Origin of the sequence: Rhodococcus globerulus (assembly GCF_019334125.1) — a bacterium.
Lineage (GTDB): Bacteria > Actinomycetota > Actinomycetes > Mycobacteriales > Mycobacteriaceae > Rhodococcus_F > Rhodococcus_F globerula.
The window spans coordinates 2713870-2737565 of sequence record NZ_CP079698.1; the positions used below are offsets into that span (position 1 = coordinate 2713870).

At 60.9% G+C, this 23696-nt stretch carries 20 protein-coding genes and 2 pseudogenes; 11 read left to right on the plus strand and 11 right to left on the minus strand.

What is annotated here, in order from left to right; translation table 11 throughout:
• The first annotated feature begins 136 nt into the window (after window positions 1–136).
• Complete coding sequence (locus KYT97_RS12250) at window positions 137–1753, plus strand: ABC transporter substrate-binding protein (RefSeq protein ID WP_219112381.1); 1617 nt, start codon at window positions 137–139, stop codon at window positions 1751–1753.
• A gap of 82 nt (window positions 1754–1835) precedes the next feature.
• On the plus strand, window positions 1836–2954 hold the full coding sequence (locus KYT97_RS12255; RefSeq protein WP_219112382.1) for a hypothetical protein: 1119 nt from the start codon (window positions 1836–1838) through the stop codon (window positions 2952–2954).
• A gap of 82 nt (window positions 2955–3036) precedes the next feature.
• Here KYT97_RS12255 and KYT97_RS31320 read toward each other — a convergent pair.
• The 3 genes and pseudogenes from KYT97_RS31320 to KYT97_RS12265 all read right to left on the minus strand — a co-directional run.
• A pseudogene (locus KYT97_RS31320) lies at window positions 3037–3114 on the minus strand (thiolase family protein); the annotation flags it as partial.
• Entirely contained in the window at window positions 3081–3296 is a 216-nt protein-coding gene (locus KYT97_RS12260; protein WP_219112383.1) for a hypothetical protein, read from the minus strand. The pseudogene KYT97_RS31320 and the gene KYT97_RS12260, both read right to left, overlap by 34 nt.
• 6 nt (window positions 3297–3302) lie before the next feature.
• Window positions 3303–4883: an ABC transporter substrate-binding protein gene (locus tag KYT97_RS12265; protein WP_245006091.1), complete on the minus strand. Its 1581-nt coding sequence runs from the start codon at window positions 4881–4883 to the stop codon at window positions 3303–3305.
• A gap of 371 nt (window positions 4884–5254) precedes the next feature.
• Here KYT97_RS12265 and KYT97_RS12270 point away from each other — a divergent pair, with 371 nt between their 5' ends.
• Window positions 5255–6100 (plus strand): IclR family transcriptional regulator, encoded by an 846-nt coding sequence (locus KYT97_RS12270; RefSeq protein ID WP_245006092.1) that lies wholly within the window; start codon window positions 5255–5257, stop codon window positions 6098–6100.
• A 49-nt stretch (window positions 6101–6149) separates the two neighbouring features.
• On the opposite strand, the gene KYT97_RS12275 is transcribed toward KYT97_RS12270, so the two are convergent.
• The gene (locus tag KYT97_RS12275; RefSeq protein ID WP_245006093.1) at window positions 6150–7304 is read right to left on the minus strand and encodes a 3-ketosteroid-9-alpha-monooxygenase, oxygenase component; all 1155 of its coding nucleotides are present in this window, start codon (window positions 7302–7304) and stop codon (window positions 6150–6152) included.
• Window positions 7305–7575: 271 nt separating this feature from the next.
• On the opposite strand from KYT97_RS12275, the gene KYT97_RS12280 reads away from it, so the two are divergent.
• Together KYT97_RS12280 and KYT97_RS12285 are read left to right on the plus strand one after the other, a co-directional pair.
• Complete coding sequence (locus KYT97_RS12280; RefSeq protein ID WP_095886907.1) at window positions 7576–8784, plus strand: NADH:flavin oxidoreductase; 1209 nt, start codon at window positions 7576–7578, stop codon at window positions 8782–8784.
• 153 nt (window positions 8785–8937) lie between these two features.
• The gene (locus KYT97_RS12285; RefSeq protein ID WP_219112386.1) at window positions 8938–10530 is read left to right on the plus strand and encodes an FAD-dependent oxidoreductase; all 1593 of its coding nucleotides are present in this window, start codon (window positions 8938–8940) and stop codon (window positions 10528–10530) included.
• A 63-nt stretch (window positions 10531–10593) separates the two neighbouring features.
• Here the strand turns inward: KYT97_RS12285 and KYT97_RS12290 are convergent, their stop codons facing one another.
• Genes KYT97_RS12290 through KYT97_RS12300 form a run of 3 tightly spaced genes read right to left on the minus strand, consistent with a single transcriptional unit; the run spans window position 10594 to window position 12518 of the window.
• Window positions 10594–10965 carry a nuclear transport factor 2 family protein gene (locus KYT97_RS12290; protein ID WP_219112387.1) on the minus strand — a complete coding sequence of 124 codons (372 nt, stop codon included), beginning with the start codon at window positions 10963–10965 and terminating at the stop codon, window positions 10594–10596.
• A 58-nt stretch (window positions 10966–11023) separates the two neighbouring features.
• Window positions 11024–11671 (minus strand): PaaI family thioesterase, encoded by a 648-nt coding sequence (locus tag KYT97_RS12295; RefSeq protein WP_245006094.1) that lies wholly within the window; start codon window positions 11669–11671, stop codon window positions 11024–11026.
• Between the two features lie 22 nt (window positions 11672–11693).
• Window positions 11694–12518: a TauD/TfdA dioxygenase family protein gene (locus KYT97_RS12300; protein WP_219112388.1), complete on the minus strand. Its 825-nt coding sequence runs from the start codon at window positions 12516–12518 to the stop codon at window positions 11694–11696.
• A 201-nt stretch (window positions 12519–12719) separates the two neighbouring features.
• Between KYT97_RS12300 and KYT97_RS12305 the strand changes: the two genes are divergently transcribed.
• Complete coding sequence (locus KYT97_RS12305; protein WP_219112389.1) at window positions 12720–13616, plus strand: aldo/keto reductase; 897 nt, start codon at window positions 12720–12722, stop codon at window positions 13614–13616.
• Window positions 13613–14557, plus strand: coding sequence for an LLM class flavin-dependent oxidoreductase (locus tag KYT97_RS12310; protein ID WP_219112390.1), 945 nt, complete (start codon window positions 13613–13615; stop codon window positions 14555–14557). The genes KYT97_RS12305 and KYT97_RS12310 overlap by 4 nt, the downstream gene beginning before the upstream one ends.
• Before the next feature lie 265 nt (window positions 14558–14822).
• On the opposite strand, the gene KYT97_RS12315 is transcribed toward KYT97_RS12310, so the two are convergent.
• Window positions 14823–15416, minus strand: a complete 594-nt coding sequence (locus tag KYT97_RS12315) for a TetR/AcrR family transcriptional regulator (RefSeq protein WP_245006095.1) — start codon at window positions 15414–15416, stop codon at window positions 14823–14825.
• An 837-nt stretch (window positions 15417–16253) separates the two neighbouring features.
• Between KYT97_RS12315 and KYT97_RS12320 the strand changes: the two genes are divergently transcribed.
• Window positions 16254–17870 (plus strand): ABC transporter substrate-binding protein, encoded by a 1617-nt coding sequence (locus KYT97_RS12320; protein ID WP_219112391.1) that lies wholly within the window; start codon window positions 16254–16256, stop codon window positions 17868–17870.
• Window positions 17871–18134: 264 nt separating this feature from the next.
• On the opposite strand, the gene KYT97_RS12325 is transcribed toward KYT97_RS12320, so the two are convergent.
• Window positions 18135–20249 carry an oxidoreductase gene (locus KYT97_RS12325; protein WP_219112392.1) on the minus strand — a complete coding sequence of 705 codons (2115 nt, stop codon included), beginning with the start codon at window positions 20247–20249 and terminating at the stop codon, window positions 18135–18137.
• A gap of 371 nt (window positions 20250–20620) precedes the next feature.
• Here KYT97_RS12325 and KYT97_RS12330 point away from each other — a divergent pair.
• A pseudogene (locus KYT97_RS12330) lies at window positions 20621–20910 on the plus strand (glycosyltransferase); the annotation flags it as partial.
• 110 nt (window positions 20911–21020) lie between these two features.
• The gene (locus KYT97_RS12335) at window positions 21021–21428 is read left to right on the plus strand and encodes a hypothetical protein (protein ID WP_095886917.1); all 408 of its coding nucleotides are present in this window, start codon (window positions 21021–21023) and stop codon (window positions 21426–21428) included.
• Between the two features lie 169 nt (window positions 21429–21597).
• On the opposite strand, the gene KYT97_RS12340 is transcribed toward KYT97_RS12335, so the two are convergent.
• Both KYT97_RS12340 and KYT97_RS12345 read right to left on the minus strand, forming a co-directional pair.
• Entirely contained in the window at window positions 21598–22350 is a 753-nt protein-coding gene (locus tag KYT97_RS12340) for a pyrimidine reductase family protein (protein ID WP_219112393.1), read from the minus strand.
• The gene (locus KYT97_RS12345) at window positions 22347–22865 is read right to left on the minus strand and encodes a flavin reductase family protein (protein ID WP_219112394.1); all 519 of its coding nucleotides are present in this window, start codon (window positions 22863–22865) and stop codon (window positions 22347–22349) included. The genes KYT97_RS12340 and KYT97_RS12345 overlap by 4 nt, the downstream gene beginning before the upstream one ends.
• A gap of 403 nt (window positions 22866–23268) precedes the next feature.
• Between KYT97_RS12345 and KYT97_RS12350 the strand changes: the two genes are divergently transcribed.
• Window positions 23269–23622, plus strand: a complete 354-nt coding sequence (locus KYT97_RS12350; RefSeq protein WP_219112395.1) for a hypothetical protein — start codon at window positions 23269–23271, stop codon at window positions 23620–23622.
• The last annotated feature ends 74 nt before the right edge of the window (window positions 23623–23696 follow it).

The following is a 23696-nucleotide window of genomic DNA, read 5'->3' on the forward strand; positions in this document are numbered from 1 at the left end:
TTGCGTGCTCGCAACAGAACCCGGCCGTCCGCAGGTTCCGGTCAGCGGGACAACTCAACCGCCACCATGGTGCACATCACACAATAGGGAATCTTCGCTGAAGATTTCACTCATCCTTCCATTTGGAGGCGTCCCAATGACTCGTAGCTCCCTTCGTCGTCCGCGCAGATTGACGGCTACCCTGGCGATCACCGCAAGCATGTTGCTCGCTTCGTGCGCAAACAGCGAATCAAACGGCGGTGCAGGGGAATCCGCAGATTCAGGTTCCGCGCTCGAGATCGGCATGGTCAACGAACAAACAGAGCCCGGCGCGCCCAACAAGGGTGGAACCTTGACGTTCAGCGGCTTCTCCTCGGTGACGACACTTGATCCGGCGAAGTCTCAGGTTGCCGGAGCCGTCGGTGGCAGTGAACTCGGAGCGATCTACGACTCGCTGATGCGCTACGACCCTATCGAGAAGACATTCGTTCCGCAGTTGGCACAGTCCCTCGAGCCCAGCAGCGACAGCAAGACCTGGACGTTGAAGCTTCGTGACGGCGTCAAGTTCAGCGACGGAACAGGTCTCGATTCCAAGGCAGTTGTCGACAGCATCAACCGTTACGTCACCAACAAGGGACCGCAGTCCAGCCTCTGGGCAGCCAAAGTCGCCTCCATGGACGCTCCGGACGCGTCGACGGTCATCTTCAACCTCATCGATCCGTGGACCGGCATTCAGTCGATGCTCTCCACCGGACCCGGCATGATCGTCGCCCCCACGGCGCAGCAGGGTGATCAGTTCACCCCGATCGGCGCCGGCGCATTCACACTCGAAAAGTTCACTCCCAACGAGGAACTGCTGCTCGCAGCACGGCCTGACTACCACGGCGGCGCACCGAATATCGACAAGCTCAAGCTCATCAGCATCGTCGGAGCTCAGCCCACCGCCGAGGCCCTCAAGACCGGTGGCATCGACGCGGCATACATGCGCACACTCACCCCGATCCTCGATCTGATCGAGTCCGGCTACCCGGGATTCATCGACATCCCGTCGCTCGGCTACATCGCAAACGTCAACATGGCAGAAGGTCGCCCCGGCTCGGACCTTCGTGTGCGCCAGGCAATGGCACTGGCCATCGACCCCGAAACGCTCAACACCCGCGTCAACAACGGCAACGGCCTGCCCGGCCAGGAAATCTTCCAGGACACCTCCCGCTGGCACAACGACGTCGCCCCAATCGGTGTGGATCCGGCCAAGGCCAAGGAACTGCTCGATCAGGCCAAGGCAGACGGCTACGACGGCAAAGTCACCTTCCTCTCCATCCAGGAGCCGTCCTCGCAGGCAACAGCCCTTGCTGTGCAGGCAATGCTCAACGCAGTCGGATTCGATGTACAAATCGAATACGTCACCAGCGCAAGCGACGTCACTAAGCGCGTCTTGGTGGATCACGACTACGACATGGGAACCGGCGCGCTCAGCCTGTCCGAGGCCGATCCTTTTGAACGCCTGTATACCAATCTCAAGACAGGTGGCCGCAACAACGCCACCGGTTACTCGGATCCCCAAATGGATGTCCTACTCGATGAACTCGGAGTCGCTACCACCGACGAGGACAAGAAAACCGTCCTCGCCGAGATCCAGCAACGCGCCACAGACACTGTCCCCTGGCAGATTTGGGGCAATGTCCCCACGCTGGACGTGTGGAACAAGAACGTGCACGGCCTCCAGCAGAGCATCGACGGAATCATGTTCTTCGACGAAGCGTGGAAGGAGTGATCCTGTTGGAGGCCAACAGCACAATGCCGGCTTCGACGTTCGATAATTGCGCCTCGCCGCGCGCACCATACCGGACTGCGTCATGACGCTGCCTGCGCAGGCTAGCGTTCCTGCAGAAGCATTCACCTACCTCGCCGACATGATCAGGGACTTCCCCGAAAAATTCGCACAACTGCCGATGCCCGACAATGCGATCGACGCCGCCGAGGGCAACCGACTGTTCCTGCGATATCTGACGATCGGGATCGAGCAATTCATCGAGTATACCGACCCCGCCTACCCGGACTTCCAGCAGAAAACCCGAGCCGGAGTGCGAAAGTTCGCGGGAGACAGCCCTGCTCAGCTATACGACTCGAGCCCCGTGTCGTCGAAGTACCAGTACATCGTCACGGGAAGCATGGCCGAGACGGAGCTCATCGAACTCACCGTCTACTCAGGCGATTTGAGTGGCGCCAACAAAACACCGCGACGTCTCATCGATGCGATCACAGAAGCCGAGATCGACACCACGACGGACGGCAACTTCACGCTCACAGTTGCCGCCGGGCATGAAGGACGCAACGGGGTAAAACTCGATACAGACGCCAGTGTCCTTTCGGTTAGGCGATATCTCCGTGATCCTCGCGTCGACAGGCCGCGGCCATTGTCCATTCGAAGAATCGGCGGGCCCGTAAATCCACCTCCCCTCACCGCTGATGCCTTGGCCACCGGACTCGAGCGCGCCGCGCAGTTCGCGTGGTTCAACACCCGAACTTGGGCACAGTGGGTGGGGACAACCAAGACCGAGAAGTTCAACGCCCTCAGCCCCATGCACGATTCGGGCGACATCTTTACCCCGGCCGGACACAAATACATGAACGGCTACTGGGCGGTGCCGGAGGGGTATGCGCTACGTATCTCGTTCACACCATCTACGGGAGCCTACTGGAGCTTCGTCCCGATGAACTACTGGATGGAGTCCCTCGAATGGCGCTTCGGCAACCGCGTCTTCGCCACCAGTTTCGATACCGAATCTGACGAAACCGGGCGGATCGAATTAGTTCTGGCGCATGATGATCCCAAGATTCCTGGCGCGACCTGGATAGAGACGCTCGGGCACAACGAGGGCACAATGGCGTTCCGATTCGCGCGCTGCCACAACGAATTACCCGAGACGACGATTGAACTCATCTGCCTGACAAAGGACTCGGGACAGGAGTAGGAGGGTCCGTTTCCGCCGGGTCGGCGCGGCCGGCTGGCCCGGCGATACATCGCATCACAAACGCTAGATGGAACTCCCGATGACACTCGGTATCGGACATGATGACCAGAGCGGCGGCGCAGTCATTCAAGGGGCGCGCGTTGCCGGTAGTGACAGTGCCTCGCGCGGAACGAACGCGTAAGCCTGACGCGCCTGATGACGCCGTTCGATCCGCTCTCGCAAGTCCTCGGTCATGTCGTGGTCGATCGGATCGATCTCCACCAGCCCCGGCAGCAGAGTGAACCGTTCGTTGCGCACGTAGTTGTAGACGAGGTGACGCGGCTTCGGAATTCGGTCACCCATCCACGGTCAGGAATCGATCCACGCTTTATCGAAGAGCAGGACCGCGTCCAGACTCGGCTGTACCCCGTGCACGTTCGCCTGCCACGGGATGAAGCTGGACAAGGCCCCAAGGGTGAGAAACGGGGTCGTCTCGTTCACCAGTGTCTGCACGTCGGTGAGTGCCGCTCGCTTCTCGGCATCACCTCGTGCGGACTGGACGGCCGCGAGAGCGGCGTCCATCCGAGGGTCCGCGTATCCGAGCGCGTTGTTGGTCGACGTCGACTGCATCGAACTGTAGAGCCTGATGAACGGCGCCGATTCGAAGAGGTTGAACGCCCCGTATGCGAGATCGAAATCATGCTGCGCATACATCTTTTTCACAAGGTCGGCCGTACTGTTCTGGTATTCGATTGTCACGTTGAAGCCGACCGACTGCAGCATCGCCTGCACTGTCAATGCCGATTGCTGTGCAGTGGGGTCGTTGAGGCCCACAAATGTGACATTGCCGTCGAATCCGTCCTTCTTCGCGGCATCGAGTAGCTCCTTGGCTTTTTCTGGGTCGACACCGACCGGACTCACGTCACTGTGCCACTGCGACCATGGTTGGAAAATCTCCGCGCCGGGTAGGCCCTTCCCCGCCAGCACACGCTGGTTGAACGTTTCGGTGCTGGTGGCATATGCCATAGCCTGCCGGACCCGAATGTCCGAGCCCGGACGCCCGGGACGATTGTTGATCAGCACGACGCTTCCCAAACTCGAAGTGTCGATATAGCCCGGTTGCTCGGTCGAGCGCATTTGGTCCACCAACTCAGCACCCCGCAGGTAGGTAGCCTGGACATCACCGGATCGCAACGCGTCAAGTTTCGCTTGGTCCCCGATAATCGGAACGAAGCGCAGCAACTCCAGGTTCGGTGCTCCGTCCCAGTAGTCGCCGCGCCGCGCGAGCAATAGTTCCTCGTTCGGTACGAACCGTTTGACGGTGAACGGTCCGGCTCCGACAGGTTCCAGACTGCCTCCCACTGTGGCTGTCGGAGCCACGATCATGCCGTGTCCACCGGCCAGCATCGCGGGAAACTCGGACCAGGACTGTTGCAGTGAAAATACGACCGTACCCGGGTCCGGCGTCTGCATACCGGCAACACTGCTCGTCCACACCTGCGCATTCGGGCCCTTGTTCGCGTTGTATCGATCGATGCTGGCCACTACCGCCTCCGACGTCAACGGCGTGCCGTCGCTGAACGTGACCCCCTCACGCAAGGTGAGGGTCCACGTACGTAATTCGTCACTGGGTTCGAGCGACTGCGCGAGCTGCGGCACGAACTCCCCGGACTCGATGTCGTACCTCATCAGAAGGTCGTAGATCGCAGCCATTTCTGTTCCGCCGGTCGCGCCCGATGCCTGAGACTTCGCTGGATCGAATCCTGTGACGAACGCGTACCCGGCATAGGTCAATGTGCCTCCCGGCACTGGGTCTCCAGCTGCCATCGGTCGCCCGACAATTCCGTTTTGCACCGTCGACGGCCGGGCCGAACTACCCGACTCGGTGGCGTTGCCGTCGCCGCCAGCGCATGACGTGAGAAGCAAACTGCCGACCACTAAACCGGTCACCACCCTGCCTACACCGAAAAACACCGAAAACCTCGAACGAGCCATTCTCAACCTCCAAGATTCGACGGGTGTCGCGCGTGGGAACCGGTGCTCGACGTGAGAGCGGAGGACCGGGAATATCTCTGGCGACAGTGCGGCAATTGTCTGCGGGAATCCGGGTGCGACTGAGATTGTCCCGGCCAGCGAGACTTCGTCTGGATCCCACCACTGTCCCAGATATCTTCCAGCCGTGGATGTTCCGAAGTCCGGCGACGCCGGCCACACCCGATGGAGCTTGCAGGGGTCCAGCGGCGCAAAGACGGCTCCCTTAAGCTGAAAACTTAATACCGGCCACATCACTGACCGAATCCACGGATCCATTTGGAGGCAACATGCCCGGCGGCGCCCGCAGCATCACAACTGCGTCGAAAGCCGACGGCCCTCCTACGCCGCCGTCGATGATTGCCCGCATGACTCTGATCCTCAGTGTGTTCGATGACCAATCGGCGCTGTTGAGTTTGGAAGAAGTAGCCCGTCGCACCAACTTGCCCCGATCGAGCACTCATCGGATCCTCGATCAGATGGTCCAGGCCGAATGGATTGACCACGGTCCCGACGGCTACCGCCTCGGACCCCTCGGTCTCGGCAAACGCACAGTCGACGATGTCGAACGGAAGGCCGCATTTCAAAATGAAATTCGTGCGGCCGCTGCCGATCTCCTGCATCAGCTGTACCTCCGCACCGGCATGGTTGTTCACCTTGCGGTATGGGACAACGGCAGCGAGGTCTTCGTCGACAAAATCGGGGGGCACTATGCCAGCGAACTCCAGATCAAAGTCGGCCACCGCGTTCCCGCGCATCACACGACCGGTGGTCGCGCAATGCTGGCCTGTCTCCCCGCCGAGCAGGTCGACCGTCACCTTCGACGCCGATTCGCTCGCGTCGGTGGAAACGCAGGCTGGGACATGAGGAGCTTGCACGCGGAACTCAACCGGATCCGTCAGCGGCAGGGCCTGTCCTTCGAGTCGGGGGCAAGCTCGGAGAGGCTCACCGGACAGGCCCTGCCGAGTATCGCTGCCGCTGTCCGCGGACCTCACGGACCTGTCGCTGCAATCTGCCTGTGTGGCGGCCAGAACTTAGACGCATTGCATCGCGCGTGGCCGCTAGTGCGCGATGTGGCCAACCGCATCTCCCGCAAACTGTTTCCGGACGCCACCACTGCTCAGGCGTCCGACTGACAACCCGCGGAGGTGGAAACATTTTCCACCGCCGCGGATCCGAAGCTGTTCAACCTACGGGGTTCTCGGCCACCTGCCGAACAATGTTGGCCTGCACTTCCTTCGTCCAGGACTCGACAGCCTTACTGGTGTCCATCTCGAATTCGAACCGCGCGACCATGTCCGGCGTAATGTCGGCGACGTCGACGTAGAACTGCTCGTGCCACCGACGCAACTGGTAGACCGGACCGTCCTCGGCGGAGAGCAATGGATTGTTGATCCGGGTTTTGTTCTTCCAAATCGCGACGTCCTGCTCGAAACCCTGAGAGATGAACGTCGAGTGGTTCCTGGCCAACTCGACAGCCTCGTCACCGAGCAATTCGGGGGTCTTCTTCACCGTCACCCCGTACATCAGCACGAACTTGTTCGCACTCACCGGATAGTGGCACGTGGCGAGCACCGAGTTGAGAGTCATCGTGTCGTACTCGTAGTCGAGTTCGTCGATCATGAACGACGGTCCGTAATAGGCGGCTGTCGAGTGACTGGCGACCAGGTTCGGTTTGCTGCCGTCGGTCACTTTCGGTCGCACATCCTCGCGGGAGCGGCCCTCGAAATACTGTACGGCAACATGATTTTCGAATACGTTCTTGAAGTAGACGGGGAACGAGAGATGAACATAGAAGAAGTGGGCCATGTCGACCACATTGTCGATGATCTCGCGGCAGTTGGTGTCTATCGTCAGCGACTTCCACACCCACTCGGTCCACTCTGCGTCCGCAGTCCTCATTACAGGGACAGCCACTTCCGGGGGCGGCGGATTGCCTTCGGGATCGTTCCAGACGAACAGTAGATCGTCCTGTTCCATCGCCGCCCACGACCGTGTCCGTGCTAGCGGCGGCACCCGGCGGGCGTACGGGATGTCCTTACAACGGCCGTCGCCGCCCCAACGCCAGTCGTGGAACGGACAGGCCACCGTGTCACCCTTGATGGCTCCCTGAGACAGATCTCCACCCATGTGGCGGCAGTATGCGTCCAGGATCTTCAGGGTGCCGGTGCTGTCTGCGAAGACGACCAGCTTGGTCCCGAATGCTTCTACGGGGTGCGGCTTTCCACCCCTGAAACTATCGGCAAGACCCAGGCAGTGCCAGCCGCGGGCAAATCGTGTGGGGGCCGCTCCATCGTCGATAATGCGGATCTCGGTTTCGTCGATCTGTGTCGAAGTCACGCGCTGTTGTCCTCTCAGCAGTTCGGGTGATTCGCAACAACGGTGCGGTGATGTCCGCCCCGTGCCGCAGTATCGGGACTGTAATTGCGGCAGAGACTCTTCCCGAATTCGTCTCGATAATCGAGACCACCGTGACCAGCTGAAGGACCGGCCGATATCGATGAGCGAGACTGTTCCGGAAGAGCCCAATTCGACGATTAGCCTCCTGTCTTTGCGGTCTGCCCGGGACCGCGCCGGCCGGAACCGAATCGACCAATGCTGGAGGCACGTCATGAACACCCGCACCGGAAAACCAAAAATCGATGTCTTGTCGCCCGGCAAACTGGGCCCGCTTACTCTGCGGAACCGTGTCATCAAGGCTGCGACGTTCGAGGGGTTGACCCCGCAAGGCGTTGTCACGGACCAACTCATCGAGTTTCACCGCCAGCCTGCAGCCGGCGGTGTCGGGATGACCACGGTGGCGTACTGCGCAGTTGCGCCGGACGGACGCACTGCGGCCGGCCAATTGCAGTGGACAGATGAAACAGCACCCGGCATGCGCCGACTCACCGACGCCATCCACGCCGAGGGCGCCGCGGTGTCCGCGCAGATAGGCCATGCCGGGCCGGTTGCGGCATCGAAGCACATCGGTTATCCCGCGCTCGCCCCCTCACGTGCCTTCCGTGTGACGACTCAGAACTTTTCCAAGCCCGCGACCGTGGCTGACATCACTCGCATCACCGAGGCCCACGCTAACGCGGCCCGACGTGCGGTCGAGACCGGATTCGACGCCGTGGAAATGCATTTCGGCCACAACTACCTGATCTCGTCGTTCCTGTCACCAAAGGTGAACAAACGCAAGGACAATTACGGCGGGAGTCTCGAGAACCGGGCACGCTTTGCCCGAGAAACGGCCCGCGCCGTCCGCGACGCGGTCGGCGACAAAATCGCGATTCTTGCGAAGCTCAACATGGACGACGGTGTGCCGGGTGGATTTTGGCTCGACGAGTCCATTCAGGTCGCCAAGTGGTTAGAGGCCGATGGCTCGGTGGACGCGCTCGAACTCACCGCAGGTTCATCGTTGTTCAATCCGATGTACCTTTTCAAAGGTGATGCCCCACTGCGCGAGTTCGCGGCGGTCATGCCCCAGCCCACCAAACTCGGAATCCAGACTGTCGGCAAGCACTTCCTCAAGGAATACCCATACAAGGACGGTTATCTACTCGACGACGCCAAGCAGTTCCGGTCCCAACTGACACTTCCCTTGGTACTTCTCGGCGGTATCACGAACAAGAAAATCATGGACGAAGCTATGAACTCCGGCTTTCAGTTCGTGGCTGCCGGACGCGCACTGTTACGGGATCCGGACATGGTCAACCACCTGATCGAGGACGCGACCACCGAATCGTTGTGCAATCACTGCAACAAATGCATGGTGGCTTTCTACGGCGGGACGCACTGCGTGCTTCGCGTTCCGAATCCCACTGTGCACAAACGATAGTGTTCGCGGTCTCGATCACCGGAATGCTTCGCTTCACATCTGGTTCCGGCGGCACTATCTGATTGCGGAAGTTCACCACACCACCCACCGCGGTCTTGCCTTCCGTATTCGACACAAGCGAACTGGTCTCACCACACGTATTGGAGTTGCACCGTGACAACTAGCCAAAATCCCACCGATAACACTGCGACAGAGCAGGTTTGGGACGAAGAGTATGACGTCGTCGTTGTCGGGTCAGGTGGTGGCGCACTCACTGCGGCCTACACGGCGGGTGTCGAGGGCTTAAGGACGTTGGTCCTCGAGAAAACACCTCTTTTCGGAGGCGTCACCACGTACGCCGGAGCGGCAATATGGTTCCCCGGCAACCAAATCGAGATGGAAGGTGATCCGGGCGATTCCATAGACCTGGCTCGCGAATACCTCTCCCACCTACTCGACGACTCGGCGAAAGCCCACTACGAGACGTATCTCGAGACCGGGCCTACACTGGTCGACTTTCTGACAGCTCACCCGGACATCAGCTTCACGTGGAACAAGTTTCCGGACTACTTCGATCGGCCCGGCCGACGGACCGGAGGGCGGTCCATCTGGCCAGCACCTATCGAATACGAGAAGGTAGGAGAGTTCCTCCCGTTCCTGCGGCCCGCGTTGGTGTTCGACCGAGCGAATGAGCCTCACCCCGAAGCACCGATCACTCAAGGCCGCGCTCTGATCGCAAGTCTGCTCCTCGCTGGACGAAGCACCGGTAACGTCACTTTCCGCACCGAGACGCCCGTCATGGATCTCGTCGTACAGGACGGCCGCGTGATCGGGGTGCAGGCTGAACATCACGGCCGATCGATCCATGTCCGTGCCACCCACGGCGTCGTGATCGCCGCCGGCGGTTACGAATCCAATGCAGGTCTGCGCACCGCAACGAATACCCCCGGTGACGCGGCCTGGACCATGTCACCGGCCGGCGCCAACACTGGAGATCTCATCACCGCGGGCATCCGCATCGGTGCCGCAACGGAACTCATGGGTGACGCATGGTGGAATCCCGGCATTGAACTCTCGGACGGCCGGCCCGCCGTACTCGTGTGCATCGCCGGAGGAATCATGATCGACGGTTCGGGGACGCGATTCTGCAACGAGGCCTCACCGTACGACCAGGCAGGACGGCGAATGGCCGGCAACCTCGCAGACGGCAGCACCTCCGGCGGGACACCCCGCGAGCCCGCCTGGTTCGTCTTCGATTCCCGCAACGGGGGCAAACTTCCCGCCATCTCGTTACCGGGCGATGCCCCGGAGAGGTGCATCGCTGCGGGCACCTTGGTGCGTGCGGATTCGGTTGTCGAATTGTCCGAAAAGATCGGTGTGCCGCCGCAGGCTCTGGCCGACACGGTCACAAGGTTCAACGACGCGGCGTCGACCGGTGTAGACGCGGACTTCCACCGCGGCGAGGATCCGTACGACTTGGCATTCGCTGCCGGAACCGGCCCCAACCCGGCACTGGTGCCGCTGGATCAGGGACCCTATTACGCCGCACGCATGGTGATCGCGGACCTCGGAACCAAGGGCGGTCTTCGCATCGACACCGATGGCCGAGTACTGAAGAAAAATGGCGGTGTACTTGGCGGGCTCTACGCTTGCGGCAACAGCACTGCGTCGATGACCGGGCACACCTATCCCGGACCGGGCCTTCCGATCGGCTTGTCGATGCTGTTCGGATACCGAGCAGTCAAACACATCGCCGCCGCGCGCTGAGTACGAAATAGCGAAATGGTCCGGGAGATAATCTCTTCCGGACCATTTCGGTTATCACTCGCCTCAGGAGACTTGGATATCTCCCGGGCCCCAATAGGCGCGCATCCGCATGATCTCACCGCGCTCGTTGAACGTGAACGTATCTATCGGCGCGGACGTGTACGTCTTGTCGCCGGCCTTCGAGATAACGCTGAAGTGCGCGGCGGCCTCGTTCCCCGCGACCCGCACCACGCGTGCCTCGGTGACGTTCTCCATGGCTGTGGCCCGGTTGTAAAATTCCTCGAGTGCAGCCCGGCCGACCTTCGGCGCGCTGCCCACAGGATCCTCGGCGCTGCCGTCTTCGGCATAGAGTGAGGCTATCTCCGCACCGGTCCCCTCCTGCAGCAAATGGATGTAGCGCTCCACGACGTCGCGCAGTTCTTCGGACGAAGCCATTGTGAACCTTTCTCTCAGAGTGGTGATGCAGGTATAGCGACGAAAACGCGATTGCGCGTCAGAGGCTGCGGGGACGGTCGAGGTGGCCCGCGATGAACAGACCCTCCGCCGAAACGCAGACGCCGCCGTCCGCGGCGGCAATCGCGCCCACGGTATGGATCTTTCGCCCCTCGACGGACGTCTGACGGGCAGTGACCACAAGCGGTTCGAACAACGGTGTAGTCCGGTGATAGCGGACCTTCAGCCAGCCGGTCATCCCACTCGTGCCTGCATATCCGTTGGCACACCCGAGTGCGTGATCGAGGACCAGTGCCGCGACGCCACCGTGAACCATGCCCGGAGGGCCTTGATACGGCAGCCCGAGCGTGGCCTCGCCGCGAATCGATCCGTCGGATCTGCCACGAAAAAGGAACGGCGGGGCAATCGGGTTCTCGGTACCGGAAACCGGATCGTGGCGGTTCGTTCCGTCGCCCGCCCACATCTCGACAAGGCGGGCGTCGATGCCGGACGAGTGCTCGTCGAGAGTGTCGGCAATTGCGTGAAGTTGGTCGCGGATCTGTTCGAGATGCGGGTTGTTCCTCCCCGTCCGCAGCAGCGAATCCATGATCCGTCGGGCCGCGTCCGCGGCGTCCTCGATCACGTGCCCGGCGCGCGGCGCGGACACGTCGACTTCCAACGGATCCAGGACCTCGTGGTGCTTGTTCACAATGCTCTCTCCTGCAAGGCTGTTACGGCCGAGTTCCCTCGATGACCACTCTGCGCATCAGCCGCGGCTCGGTGTAATCGGGTACGGCGTAGTGCTGAGTACAGCGGTTGTCCCAGAACGCAATCGAGTTCGGCTCCCAACGGAATCGCACCTGAAACTCCGGCTGCTGGACGTGATCGGTCAACAGAGACAACACTTGCGCATTCTCCCGTTCGGACAACCCAACCAGTCTGGTGGTGAACAGGCTGTTGACGAACAACAGCTTTCGCCCGGTGTCCGGATGTGTGCGGACGACGGGATGCTCACGTGGAGGGAAGCGCTTGTGGACTGCCTCTCGATTTCCCTGCGAAATCTTTGCGGCATCGTTGACCGCGGTCATCCCGTCAAGCATCCGCTGCATCCGCGAAGACAGCCCTTCATAGGCAGCGTACATATTGGCCCATAGCGTATCTCCGCCCACGATCGGTAAACGGATTGCTCGCAGGATGCTTCCCAGCGGCGGAAACTCCATATAAGTGGCGTCGCTGTGCCAGTTGTCGGCAGATTTGTCTGGTGCACGATCCTTTCCGCCGCCGTCGTTGTCGAGGCGATGCACCTCGGGAATCTCGTCAGAGACGGCGGGCGCGAACGGGAAGTGCTGCAGGGTACCGAAGTTCGCACCGAAGTCGCGATGCTGGGAGTCGGTGATCGACTGGTCGCGAAAGAACAGCACCAGGTGCTCGTGCAGTGCCTTGGTGATGCTCTCGACAGTCGCTGTATCGAGCGGCTTCGTCAGGTCGACTCCACCGATCTCGGCTCCGATAACGCCGGTCGACTGGATCACTGTCAACGAGGTCGAACTAGTCATCGCATTCCTTTCGTCGCACGGAAAACGTACGGATTCCATTGCTGTCCAGCTATTTCCGTTCGTTCGAGGACGAACATATGCGGAATTCGCTGGTTGCCTACAACCGTCCTGCTGATCGAGACTTCCACTTGGCGGCCAGGGCATTCCCGCTGATCGAGACAATGGTGAACGCGCGCGAAATGGCGATTAGCGTCTGGTTCCATGACCACCACGACAGTGACTCCCGGCGCGTCGTCGGGCACGTTCATCCTCGGCGGCGACGTCGAAGTCAACCGGCTGGGATACGGCACCATGCACCTCGCCGGCCCCGGTGCGTGGGGCGCTGGGCGCGACCGCGACGAAGCCATACGCGTGCTGCGCCGAGCCGTCGAACTCGGCGTCACATTCTTCGACACTGCCGACGTCTACGGCCCCTTCGTCACCGACGAACTGATTCGCACCGCGCTGCACCCATACCCGGACGAGCTGGTCATCGGTTCGAAAGTCGGGTCGTCGAACCAGGGCGCGGGTAAGTGGGCACCGATCGGACGGCCGGAATACCTGCGCCAACAGACTCTGCTCAACCTCCGACACCTCGGCTTGGAACGTATCGATCTGCTCCAGCTGCACCGCATCGATCCGCAGGTGCCGTTGGAGGACCAGATCGGCGAACTGAAATCGATGCAGGACGAAGGGTTGGTGCGGCACGTCGGACTCTCCGAAGTGTCTGTCGACGAGATCAAGGCCGCGTCGGCCATTACACAGATCGTGTCAGTACAGAATCGCTTCAACCTCGCCGACCGCGCATCCGAAGACGTCCTGGACTATTGCACTGCCGAAGGCATGGCCTTCATCCCGTGGTTCCCACTGGCATACGGGAAGCTGGCACGGCCGGGCGGAATTCTCGCGTCTCTCGCGAGTAAGTACGACCGAAGTCCCAGCCAACTCGCCCTCGCGTGGTTGCTGCGACGCTCCGGCGCCATTCTCCCTATCCCCGGCACGTCCTCGGTGCGGCACCTCGAAGAAAACATGGAGTCCGCGCGTATCGACCTCACCGACAACGAGTTCGACATGCTCAGCGCGCTAGGCCGAGCCGAAACGGAAAAAGGAACCAGATGAATCTTCACGGCCGGAAGCCGAAGGTAATCCTCGCGATGAGCGAATTGTTCACCCTGCTCGACCCTTCCGAGGAGCACCGCCACATCGAATTCGCCCGCGTAGCCGAGGAAGCCGGCATCGAGGGTCTTTTTGTCAGCGAACACGTGGTCATGGGTCCCAGCGCCGGAGCGATCGGCAGGCCGGAGAATCCGAGACAATTCGTGAGGCCGGGGATGCAGGATCCTGCCACTCCCTGGCCGGCTCCGCTCATCAAGCTAGCTGCGTTGGCAGGTGCGACATCAACCATCCGGCTGATCTCGGCTGCGCTGATCGCACCGCTTCGCCACCCGATCCTGTTGGCCAAGGAGATGGCCACGATGGACATGATGACCAACGGCCGCTTCACCGTCCTGCCGAGTGTCAGTTGGCACGACGAGGAGTATCGCTCCCTGCAGATCGATTTCAGCACCCGCGGAAGGCAGTTGGACGAGCACCTGGCGATCTGGAAAGCATTGTGGGAGGAGACACCGGCCGCGTACGACGGCGAGTTCTACCAGTTCTCAGATACGTACTTCGCGCCGAAACCACGGGCCGATGGAATCAAGATGTGGTTCGGAGGTACCGAACTTCGCCCAAGTCTCTTGCAGCGCATCGCAACTTATGCAGACGGCCTATTTTTGGGCTTTCCGCTCGAGATCGAGCATCGCACGGCACTCGACAAGGCAATGAAACAGGTCGGACGCACGTCCGAGGATCTCGAGATCACCGGCTGGCTGGTACCGTCCTTCACCGACAACCACAGCGTTGCCGACATCGACGCGACCCTCGACGCCCACCTGGAGAGACTGGTCGACCACGGCTGCGACCTCATTGCGATCAAACCGTCATGCTTTATCGATGATCCGGATGAAATGGGTGAGTTCTGTCGCCACGTCCTCACCCGTATCGACGAGAAGTTCTGATCGGAATCGACGTCGCCTCTGCCGCAACAACAATGCTCACCGGCGCAGCCACAAAAACCGACATATCGCTGCTGGCAAAAACCTTTCCATCCGTCTCGTCCACACGGATCGCCAACCACACCCAGACCACGGGCGGTGGAAAGTCATGTGGACGTGAGGATTCAGTTCGCAGATTGTGCCTGTGCTCTTCCGAGGTGTATGAGCCGCCATTCGAATCGTCGATGACCACGAACGTCGCGGGGATCGGACGAAATGAGCCACGACGCTACGGATTCTGCACGTCACCAGGCCCGAATTCCGGCAGTTCCATGATCGCGCTCAGCAGATCAGCCATCCTCAATTCGATATTGACACGGTCGGAGCCCGCAACGCCTGTGTTGTTCAGGATTTCACTTCCGAACAGGGACCAGCCGGCAATAGCAGCGAGCCCGAACATGATGCGTACATCCACCGAGTCGGACGACTGACCGCTCCGAGCGAGGATGGTGCCACCGTCGGCTTCGTCTGTAGGAAGTAAATCCGTTCGACCGTCCAAAGTCAGCCACGTTGCTATTCGTACATAGTCGGGATCTGCAACACCTACAAGAAAGAGACGACGCATAGCCTCTGAAAGTGATTCCACATTTTCGACGACGCTCGCAGATTGTTGACTATTGCGCGCAAGGACCGCGCGCAGGATGTCGTCCTTGTTGCCTAGATGTTTGTGAATGAGTCCGAGATTGACCCCGGCATCTTGAGCCAGCTCCCGAAGCGTTACCGACATCCCCTTGGCAGCGAACTTGGTTCGGGCCGCTCGCAATACCGCGTGCCGTACTTCGTCTCTGCCCCAGGCTTTTCCCACTGACTTCTGCTCGACCACCCCTTGACAGTAGACGCTTGTCTACTGTCAAATCAACGGGCACCGAAAAGTGACCTAACTCATTTCGTACTTGCTGTCGGGTCGTGCTGAGGTGATGGTCCGCGTCCCCGAGACGCATCCTGCTCGCCGAGCACAGCAATACACCTGGACACCGGGCCTCACCCGGGGTCCACGAACCGCCCCGAGCCCTGCCGATTCGTCACGACGTCAACCAAACCAGTTCAGCCGAACGTCTGACCACATCGGCAGTTCCACGACCAGTCAGTGCCGTAGCCGCACCTGCAACGATCAGAGGGAAGGACAACTTCTTACGCCATGGAACGACGCGTTCCACGTCCCCATCATATTTCGAAGGACAGTGCTGAGTTGATCACCACAGATGAAGAGAGTGAATTACCCTCTCCAACTACGCCTTTCTGCTAGTCCAGAACGAGACGGCAAGCGTCCGAAATATCCTGGGAAGTTCATCCAGGGTGGACACCATTTACTTGCTACTCGTTCATTACCGATCTCGACCGAGCCGAGCATCGTCCGCAGGTCGCATGGTCAGTCCCCCAGTACGAAGGACTTTCAGTAGATCTACGCCCAATAGATATTAGCGACGACAACTTTCGTCGCCTGGACCGTCGGAGCCTAACCCCGGAATTCAACTTCCCGGGCAGAGGTGTACGCACACATCGACCGAACGAACACGAATACCGGCCAGACAGAAGCAAATCCGGATCCCGGGGATATCCGCTACTTCCGGCGAGCGGGACAACATTCAACACCAGGCACATCACATAACGAGGAATCTTCGCTGGAGATTTCACTCATATTCAACTTGGAGGCGTTCACATGATTCGCAGTCCCCTTCGCCGCAGCCGCAGATTGACCGCGGCCACCCTGGCAATCACCGCAAGCATGTTCCTGGCGTCATGCGCCGACAACAGCTCGAGCGGCGGCGGTGAATCCGTCGAGTCGGGATCCTCGCTGAAGATCGGAATGGTCAACGAACAGCCGGATCCCGGCACACCTACCAAGGGCGGGACGCTGACATTCAGCGGATATGCAGCAGTGACATCGCTCGATCCGGCCAAAGTTCAGATCGCCGGATCTGCCGGTGGCAGTGAACTCGGCGCGATCTACGACGTGCTGATGCGCTACGACCCCACCGAACAGACGTTTGTTCCTCAGCTGGCACAATCCCTCGAGCCCAGCAGCGACAGCAAGACATGGACGCTGAAGCTTCGTGACGGCGTCAAGTTCAGCGACGGAACGACTCTCGATTCCAAGGCAGTTGTCGACAGCATCAACCGCTACGTCACCAACAAGGGACCGCAGTCCAGCCTCTGGGCAGCCAAGGTCGCCTCGATGGACACCCCCGACGCAACGACGGTTGTCTTCAACCTCGTCGACCCGTGGACGGGTGTCGAGTCGATGCTCTCGACCGGACCCGGAATGATCGTCGCCCCGACCGCGCAACAGGGTGATCAGTTCACCCCGATCGGCGCCGGCGCATTCACACTCGAAAAGTTCACCCCCAACGAGGAACTACTGCTCAACGCTCGCCCCGACTACTACGGCGGCGCACCGAATATCGACAAGCTCAAGCTCATCAGCATCGTCGGCGCACAGCCCACCGCCGAGGCCCTCAAGACCGGCGGCATCGACACCGCGTACATGCGCACGCTCACCCCGATCCTCGATCTGATCGAGAACGGCAACCCCGGCTTCATCGACATCCCGTCGCTCGGCTACCTCGCAAACGTCAACATGGCCGAAGGTCGCCCCGGAGCGGATCTCCGGGTGCGCCAGGCAATCGCAATGGCGATCGACCCCGAAACCCTCAACACCCGCGTCAACAACGGCAAGGGCCTTCCCGGACAGGTGATCTTCCAGGACACCTCCCGCTGGCACAACGACGTCGCCCCAATCGGTGTGGATCCGGCCAAGGCAAAGGAACTGCTCGATCAGGCCAAGGCAGACGGCTACGACGGCAAGATCAGCTTCATTGCGATCCAAGAACCCTCCGCGCAGGCAACCGCTCTCGGCGTGCAGGCAATGCTCAACGCCGTCGGTTTCGACACGCAGATCGAGTACGTCACCGGCGCAGGTGATCTCATCAAGCGCCTGTACGTCGACCGCGATTTCGACATGAGCTCGGGTGCGGCCAGCCTTCCTGAGGCGGATCCGTTCGAGCGCCTCTACACGAGTATCAAGTCCGGCGGCAGAAACAACATCACGGGCTACTCCGACACCGAAATGGATTCCCTCCTAGACAAGTTGGGTGTCGCGACCACCGACGAGGACAAGAAGGCAGTCCTTGCGCAGATTCAGGAACGCGCCAACGAGACCGTGCCGTGGATCGTCTGGGGCAATGTCCCGAACCTGGTCGTGTGGAACACGAACGTCCACGGACTTCAGCAGAACATCGACAGCATGATCCTCTTCGACGAAGCATGGAAAAACTAGACTCGACCATCTGTAGGAGACTGCTGCCGGCCTGATCGTTCATCGATCAGGTCGGCACAGCCGAATCCCTGTCCGGCGCCAGACAGCGACGAGGAGACCACTCTTACGAGCTGCGCACCGGACCGGTACGCAGCTCGTAAGGGCCCACCCGGCGGGCAGTCACATGCACGACTGCGGCTGACCCCTGCGTAACCCAACATGCGATCACGCGACTTCAGCGGGTGGGCCATGTGTGCACATCACCAGCAACCAGTCCGGCGCCGCCTAAAGTGTTGTTGCGACTTTCCACGCCGTGTGCATGGCACCCTCGATGTAATCGACCTCGACAGCGTCACCGACAACACGTACGTCAGGCACCACACCTGCCAATGCATCGGCCAGCGGCGCCTGAGCCGACACACCCGAGGCGACGACAACCATGCCGGCCGGAGCTGTCAGAGTCTTGTCGCCAGCACGGAACTCGACGTGCTCCTTGGTGATTCGCTGCACCGTTGAATTACGGTGAATCTTCACACCCACCTCCTTGGCATGGCGCACAGCGGTCCATCGGCGCGGCATCGCCATCGGAACGCCCAACTGCTGGCCTTCTTCGATCAACGTCACGTTGCGACCGCGCTCGGCCAAGAACTCCGCAAGTTCGAGTCCGACAAGCGAACCGCCGATGACCACGACGTTCTTGCCCATGGGCAAGAACTTGCGGGTCACCGCACGAATCGCGGCGGGGCTCTTGGTGATTCCGGAGAGCTTGCCCAGCTTCGCCATGGTCCGCAGGAACGGCGGAACCTGCGAGGTGTCGCCGGCCCCGGTCATCAAGGCGCGCAACGTGTCACCGGTGTGCACGTGCGGGAGGTCGCCGCCGGGAACGGACGGGCGGTCACGAACAGCGCCGGTGGCCACTACAACTACGTCGGCGCCCAGTGCCTTGATCGAAGCGACTGTCGCCTCGGTGTTCAGCCGGATATCGACGCCCAAGCGCGAGGTTTCGACCTTGAGCCAGTCCAGCAGACGACCGTTGTCCGGCGTCGTGAGGCTCGAGAACCAGAGCGTGCCGCCGAGCCGATCCGACTTGTCCACCACCGTAACTCGGTGTCCACGTTCGGCCGCCACGCGAGCAGTCTCGAGTCCGCCTGGGCCCGCGCCGACAACAACCACGTGCTTCGGGGCTGCGGTGCGCACGAACGGAATCAGCATTTCATTTCCCAGAGCGGGGTTCACCGCACACAGCGGAGTATCGTCCCAGAAGTTTTCCTGAACGCACACATAGCAATTGATGCAGGGGCGGACCCGCTCCGGCGTCCCGGCTTTGAGTTTGTTCACCAATTGCGGATCGGCAAGCAACTGGCGACCCATTGCCGCAAAGTCGGCCTTACCTTCGGCGATTGCCTTCTCGCCGACTTCGGGCAGTACGCGGCCCACGGTGATTACCGGAATAGACACGGCCTTTTTCACTTCGCCGGCCAGTTCGATATACGCGCCCACCTTGTCCGGCAGCGGGCCGTCGGTGAAGTTCGAGAAGGAATTGCGGGCCCAGCCGGTGACATGGATGGCATCGGCGCCGGCAGCCTCGAACAGCTTCGACGCCGCAACAGCTTCGTCGGTGGTCAGGCCGTCGTCCTCACCGAATTCGCGTCCCGCGACGCGGAGCAGTACCGCCAGCGAATCGCCGACCTCCGCCTTCACTGCTCGGATGACCTCGACAGCCAAACGCGCCCGGTTCTCCAGGGAACCACCGTAGTTGTCGGTGCGCTTGTTATCTGCTCGGCTCAAAAAGCCGCCGAGAACGTAGCCGTGGGCGCAGTGAATTTCGACGGCATCAGCGCCTGCGGCCTTCACTCGCCCGGCAGCTTCGGCGAAAGTGCGCACCAACCAGTCGATGTCGTCCTGGGTGGCCTCGTGATAGGTGTCTTGCTTTCCTGCGGTAACAGCTCCCATCTTCTTCAGCTCTTCGGGAGTATTGTCGGCCAGAGCAGACCTGTCACGGGGAGCAGAAGGCGTCGACGGGACCAGCATCGGGCGGTCCTGGACCGTGTCGATCCGTGCGATCCTGCCGTGGTGCGTCATCTGAACGCACAGCTTGCTCCCTGCTGCGTGGATGGCGTCGGCAAGCGCCGTGAGGCCGGGAATGAACCGGTCCTCGGACAGGCCCGGTTCCTTGGTGCTTGCGGATCCGGCTGGGTAGGCGACAGCGCAAGCACCGGTGATGATCAATCCGGTTCCACCAGCCGCGCGCGCCACGAAATGGTCGATGTCGCCCTTCTCGATTTCACCGTCTTCGCAGAGGTTCATGTCCATGGCGGGCAGAACTACGCGGTTGGGCACGGTGATGGGGCCGATGGTCCCGGGTGCGAGCAAGTGCGGGAAGGTCTGGTTGCGGATCACGAGTAGACGCTAAATCTCCTGACAACGCCACATTGCACAGTTCCCGACCATCGAGATGTCACCGGGCGTGCCCGTCGAGACAGTCCGCAATCACATCGGCAAACTCGCCACCGGAAAGCATTGGGGACTGTGCCGTAACGTCTGGCGATAGTGCGGCTACCGCCCAATACCTCCAACTTCAGGAAACGACGTGTCCTCTCCCCCTGTCGCGTGCCGGGGTCTCCGGCCGCGAGCGAGAAGCTCGCGGTCAGACTGGTTTGAGGAGGGCCGGGGTGTCGTTGCGGAGCGAGTTGACCGCGGCCTCGACTTCGTAGGATTCGAGGTGCGCTTCAATGACCGAATTCAGCAGCGCGTAAACGCCTTTCGAGGCTAGGGCCCGAGCCCTGCTGATGCCCGGCGTCGAGGACTTCGGCATCGTCCCGGTCGAGGCGATGGACACCGGCACCCCCGTGATCGCTTTGGACGAAGGCGGTGCGCTCGACACAGTTTCCCAGGAAAGTCCGGTGTTCTCGTGTCCCCTGGCGACGATGCGAAGGTGGTCAGCGGTCTCGCAGAAGCAATGGAGGCATTCAATCCAAATGATTTCGATGCAAAGGTAATTCGCGCATTGGCCGAAGGCTTCTCGCAGAAGGCCTTTGGAGAGAAAACGATCAGAGTGGTCCTCCCACACGAGACCACCATGTTGGGACGGCATCCGCAGACCCGTCTCGGTGAAGGCCTGAAACGCGAACCGACACCGCGTCGCCGGTCACATGACTAGAGTCGACCCGTATGACTGCACTCAACGCTATCGGACGTATCGGCGCCACTGCCCTTGCGACGCTCGCGATCTCCGGCTTCCTGATGTCGGGGACCGCGGCAGCGGCGCCGAGCACGGTTCCGTTCCAGGTCGACCCCTTCATCCCGCTCGTCGATCTACCCACGCCCCGCCTTGCCGCGAGCGTCGGCGAAGAACCGGGCGCCGCCGTGTTGCACGTGCGCCGCGCACCCGGGGACGGAAACCCGCACGCCGCAGTCGTCCACTGGCTAAGTCTCGGAACCGGAGCATATGGATCCGCATCGTTTCCGACGCTGGATGCTCAACCCGTCACCATCCGTCCGGGCTCGGGTCAGGTCGTCGCATACGTCGACCCCCAGGCGATCGGAACACCTGGCTTCGGCACCTTCTTCGTTCCCTGAAACCTGCGTAACCGTCAAATTATGGTCCACTCGAACTTCGCGATGTCGCCGACGGTGAGTTCAAACAGATCCTGCCCTACACGCTGCCGCAGACTCTCGGACACGACGTCGCAGGCACCGTCACCCGGCGTACGCGCGCCAAAAGGCCGCCCGAGGAACCTCAAAGTGATCAACACGCAGAGCGAGGGCGCTGGTAGCGCATGTACAAGTATTCGGCTTCGAGCAATACGTGCCGGAGCTGCAACGCCTGGGGAACCTCGAGTGGCGGGGCAGCGATCGGCCCGGAGACTGGTTGGGGTCCCGCCAGTTTCGGGGAGAGAGTAAAGCACATGTCGTCAACGAGATCGTGGGCCACGAGGGTAGACAGAAGGGCTGGGCCTCCTTCACAGAGCACACGCATCAACCCGCGATCGCGTAGGCCCGCGATCATCGCGACCGGATCAACATAGTCGTCCCCAGCCACCATGATCTCGACACGGGACCGCACATCGGGACCGAATGTGGCGGCCGCCTGTGCACTGGTGACGACAATTGGGCGCGGCCCTTCTGCGGTGAACAGCGCCGATTTCCAGGGAAGGTCACCGCTGTGCGTGACAACCGCAACGGGCGGCAACGACACTTGCCCGCACGCGTCGCGGCGGTATCGACGGAGTTCCGCATCGAGCGTTACAGGTCCGTACCGTTCCGCGCGTATCGTTCCGGCGCCGACTAGGAGCACATCGCAGTAGGCGCGCAGGGACCTCAGCAACTGATGATCAGCAGTGTTGGAGATTGGGCGTACTCGACCGTCGAATGCAGCGGCCCCGTCGAGGCTCGAAACCATGTTCACTCGAACCCCTTCGGGGGCGTCGGCGTAGAAGTCGTGAAGGGTGCGGCCTTGGGCGTCTATGGGAAATAACGATCGCCACCGATGCACTGTCATGCGTCGTGTCCGGGTTCGAGCGCTCGAACGTCCGCGAACGTGATGTACTCGTCGAGTTCTTCAGGTGCGTAACCGGTTTCGGGTTCGAGCAGGAAAGCAACATGGTCACCCGTGTCCACCTGTTCGAGGATGCGCCCAGCGAACCAGGCCTCGACTTCTTCGAGAATTGGAAGCCCGAAAGGCCCATGACTCCACTCGCAGCGTGTGAACTTGTCGATATCGTCGCCCGTCGACTCCCCGAACAGCTTCGCTATCGTGTCGTTTCTGCGGGGGATGAGGTGTACGGCCAGATGCTCGGCGGCGGCAGCGAGTCGGTAAGTGTGGTTCTTGTTCGACAGACCGATGAGGAAACGCGGAGGCGAAATACTGATCTGCGAGGCGAAACCGACGAGGCACCCCGCCCGCTGGTCTCCCACCTGAGTGGTCACGACGAACATCGGATAATTCAGTGCCCCCACGATCCGCTCGAAGGCACCGCTGTTCGGCGAATCAAGGTTCTCACTCGAATCCTGCATCGTTGCTCCCTTCACTCCGCTAGCTACCCCTACGGGAGGGAGAGCGAACTGCGATGTCCTTATTGCACAGCAACCCATTCTCACTGTTGCCGATTATCTATATCAGATGGTATAGATTTGAGGTAGCAAGAGATGCACATACCGATGGACAAAAATCAGATCAGGTGCTGCCAGGCGCAGAGCATGACGTCGGGAAAATTCTCCTGGCACCCCAACACCTCGGGAGCTGGACAATGACGATGATCGGCATTACACCCGCTGAGAGCGGCACGACACGCGCTGGCGGCTCGACTGCGCGCCGCCGAACTCACTCAACGAAGCTCAGGAAAGCCTCGTTGAGCTCCCGGGGCAGCCACACCTGAATCTCTTTATCCAGTTCTACGCCGGCGAGTGAGGATAACCAATGGGCAAGTGGGTTTCCCTGCCATGGGACGTATTGCGCTTGCAATACACGGTAATTCGGTTTCCGCTGACACTTCTGGGGCGCCTGGTCGTACGCGCATTCGACACCGATGCGCCATGTCGGCTCACGTACCAACAGATGCTCGAATCGATCGACGGTACAGCGGGGACCATTCTCGGTGACCGCACCCTGGCCCGCCGAGCACAGGCAGAGATAGGGCCCACCAGCACGGAAATACCGTCGCCGACAAACTACAGTCCCCCACCAGTGGCCTTCGATTCGGACTCACATGTACGAACCGAATCCCCCGAGGATGGACGACTGCACGCGCATCACATGGCGGATTGGCGATAGGCCTGGCCCGATCGGCACCACTTACCCGTCCAATGACATAACACCTTTGCGCCACATCGAAGTTCAGCCCACAC

Bases quoted from the DNA above. Each gene is read 5' to 3' on its own strand.
- KYT97_RS12280 (WP_095886907.1), top strand. From the start codon at position 7,576: ATGAACACCCGCACCGGAAAACCAAAAATCGATGTCTTGTCGCCCGGC.
- KYT97_RS12335 (WP_095886917.1), top strand. From the start codon at position 21,021: ATGACTGCACTCAACGCTATCGGACGTATCGGCGCCACTGCCCTTGCG.
- KYT97_RS12260 (WP_219112383.1), bottom strand. From the start codon at position 3,296: ATGGGTGACCGAATTCCGAAGCCGCGTCACCTCGTCTACAACTACGTG.
- KYT97_RS12270 (WP_245006092.1), top strand. From the start codon at position 5,255: ATGCCCGGCGGCGCCCGCAGCATCACAACTGCGTCGAAAGCCGACGGC.
- KYT97_RS12345 (WP_219112394.1), bottom strand. From the start codon at position 22,865: ATGCAGGATTCGAGTGAGAACCTTGATTCGCCGAACAGCGGTGCCTTC.
- KYT97_RS12290 (WP_219112387.1), bottom strand. From the start codon at position 10,965: ATGGCTTCGTCCGAAGAACTGCGCGACGTCGTGGAGCGCTACATCCAT.
- KYT97_RS12340 (WP_219112393.1), bottom strand. From the start codon at position 22,350: ATGACAGTGCATCGGTGGCGATCGTTATTTCCCATAGACGCCCAAGGC.
- KYT97_RS12300 (WP_219112388.1), bottom strand. From the start codon at position 12,518: ATGACTAGTTCGACCTCGTTGACAGTGATCCAGTCGACCGGCGTTATC.
- KYT97_RS12320 (WP_219112391.1), top strand. From the start codon at position 16,254: ATGATTCGCAGTCCCCTTCGCCGCAGCCGCAGATTGACCGCGGCCACC.
- KYT97_RS12350 (WP_219112395.1), top strand. From the start codon at position 23,269: ATGGGCAAGTGGGTTTCCCTGCCATGGGACGTATTGCGCTTGCAATAC.
- KYT97_RS12255 (WP_219112382.1), top strand. From the start codon at position 1,836: ATGACGCTGCCTGCGCAGGCTAGCGTTCCTGCAGAAGCATTCACCTAC.
- KYT97_RS12250 (WP_219112381.1), top strand. From the start codon at position 137: ATGACTCGTAGCTCCCTTCGTCGTCCGCGCAGATTGACGGCTACCCTG.
- KYT97_RS12305 (WP_219112389.1), top strand. From the start codon at position 12,720: ATGACCACCACGACAGTGACTCCCGGCGCGTCGTCGGGCACGTTCATC.
- KYT97_RS12310 (WP_219112390.1), top strand. From the start codon at position 13,613: ATGAATCTTCACGGCCGGAAGCCGAAGGTAATCCTCGCGATGAGCGAA.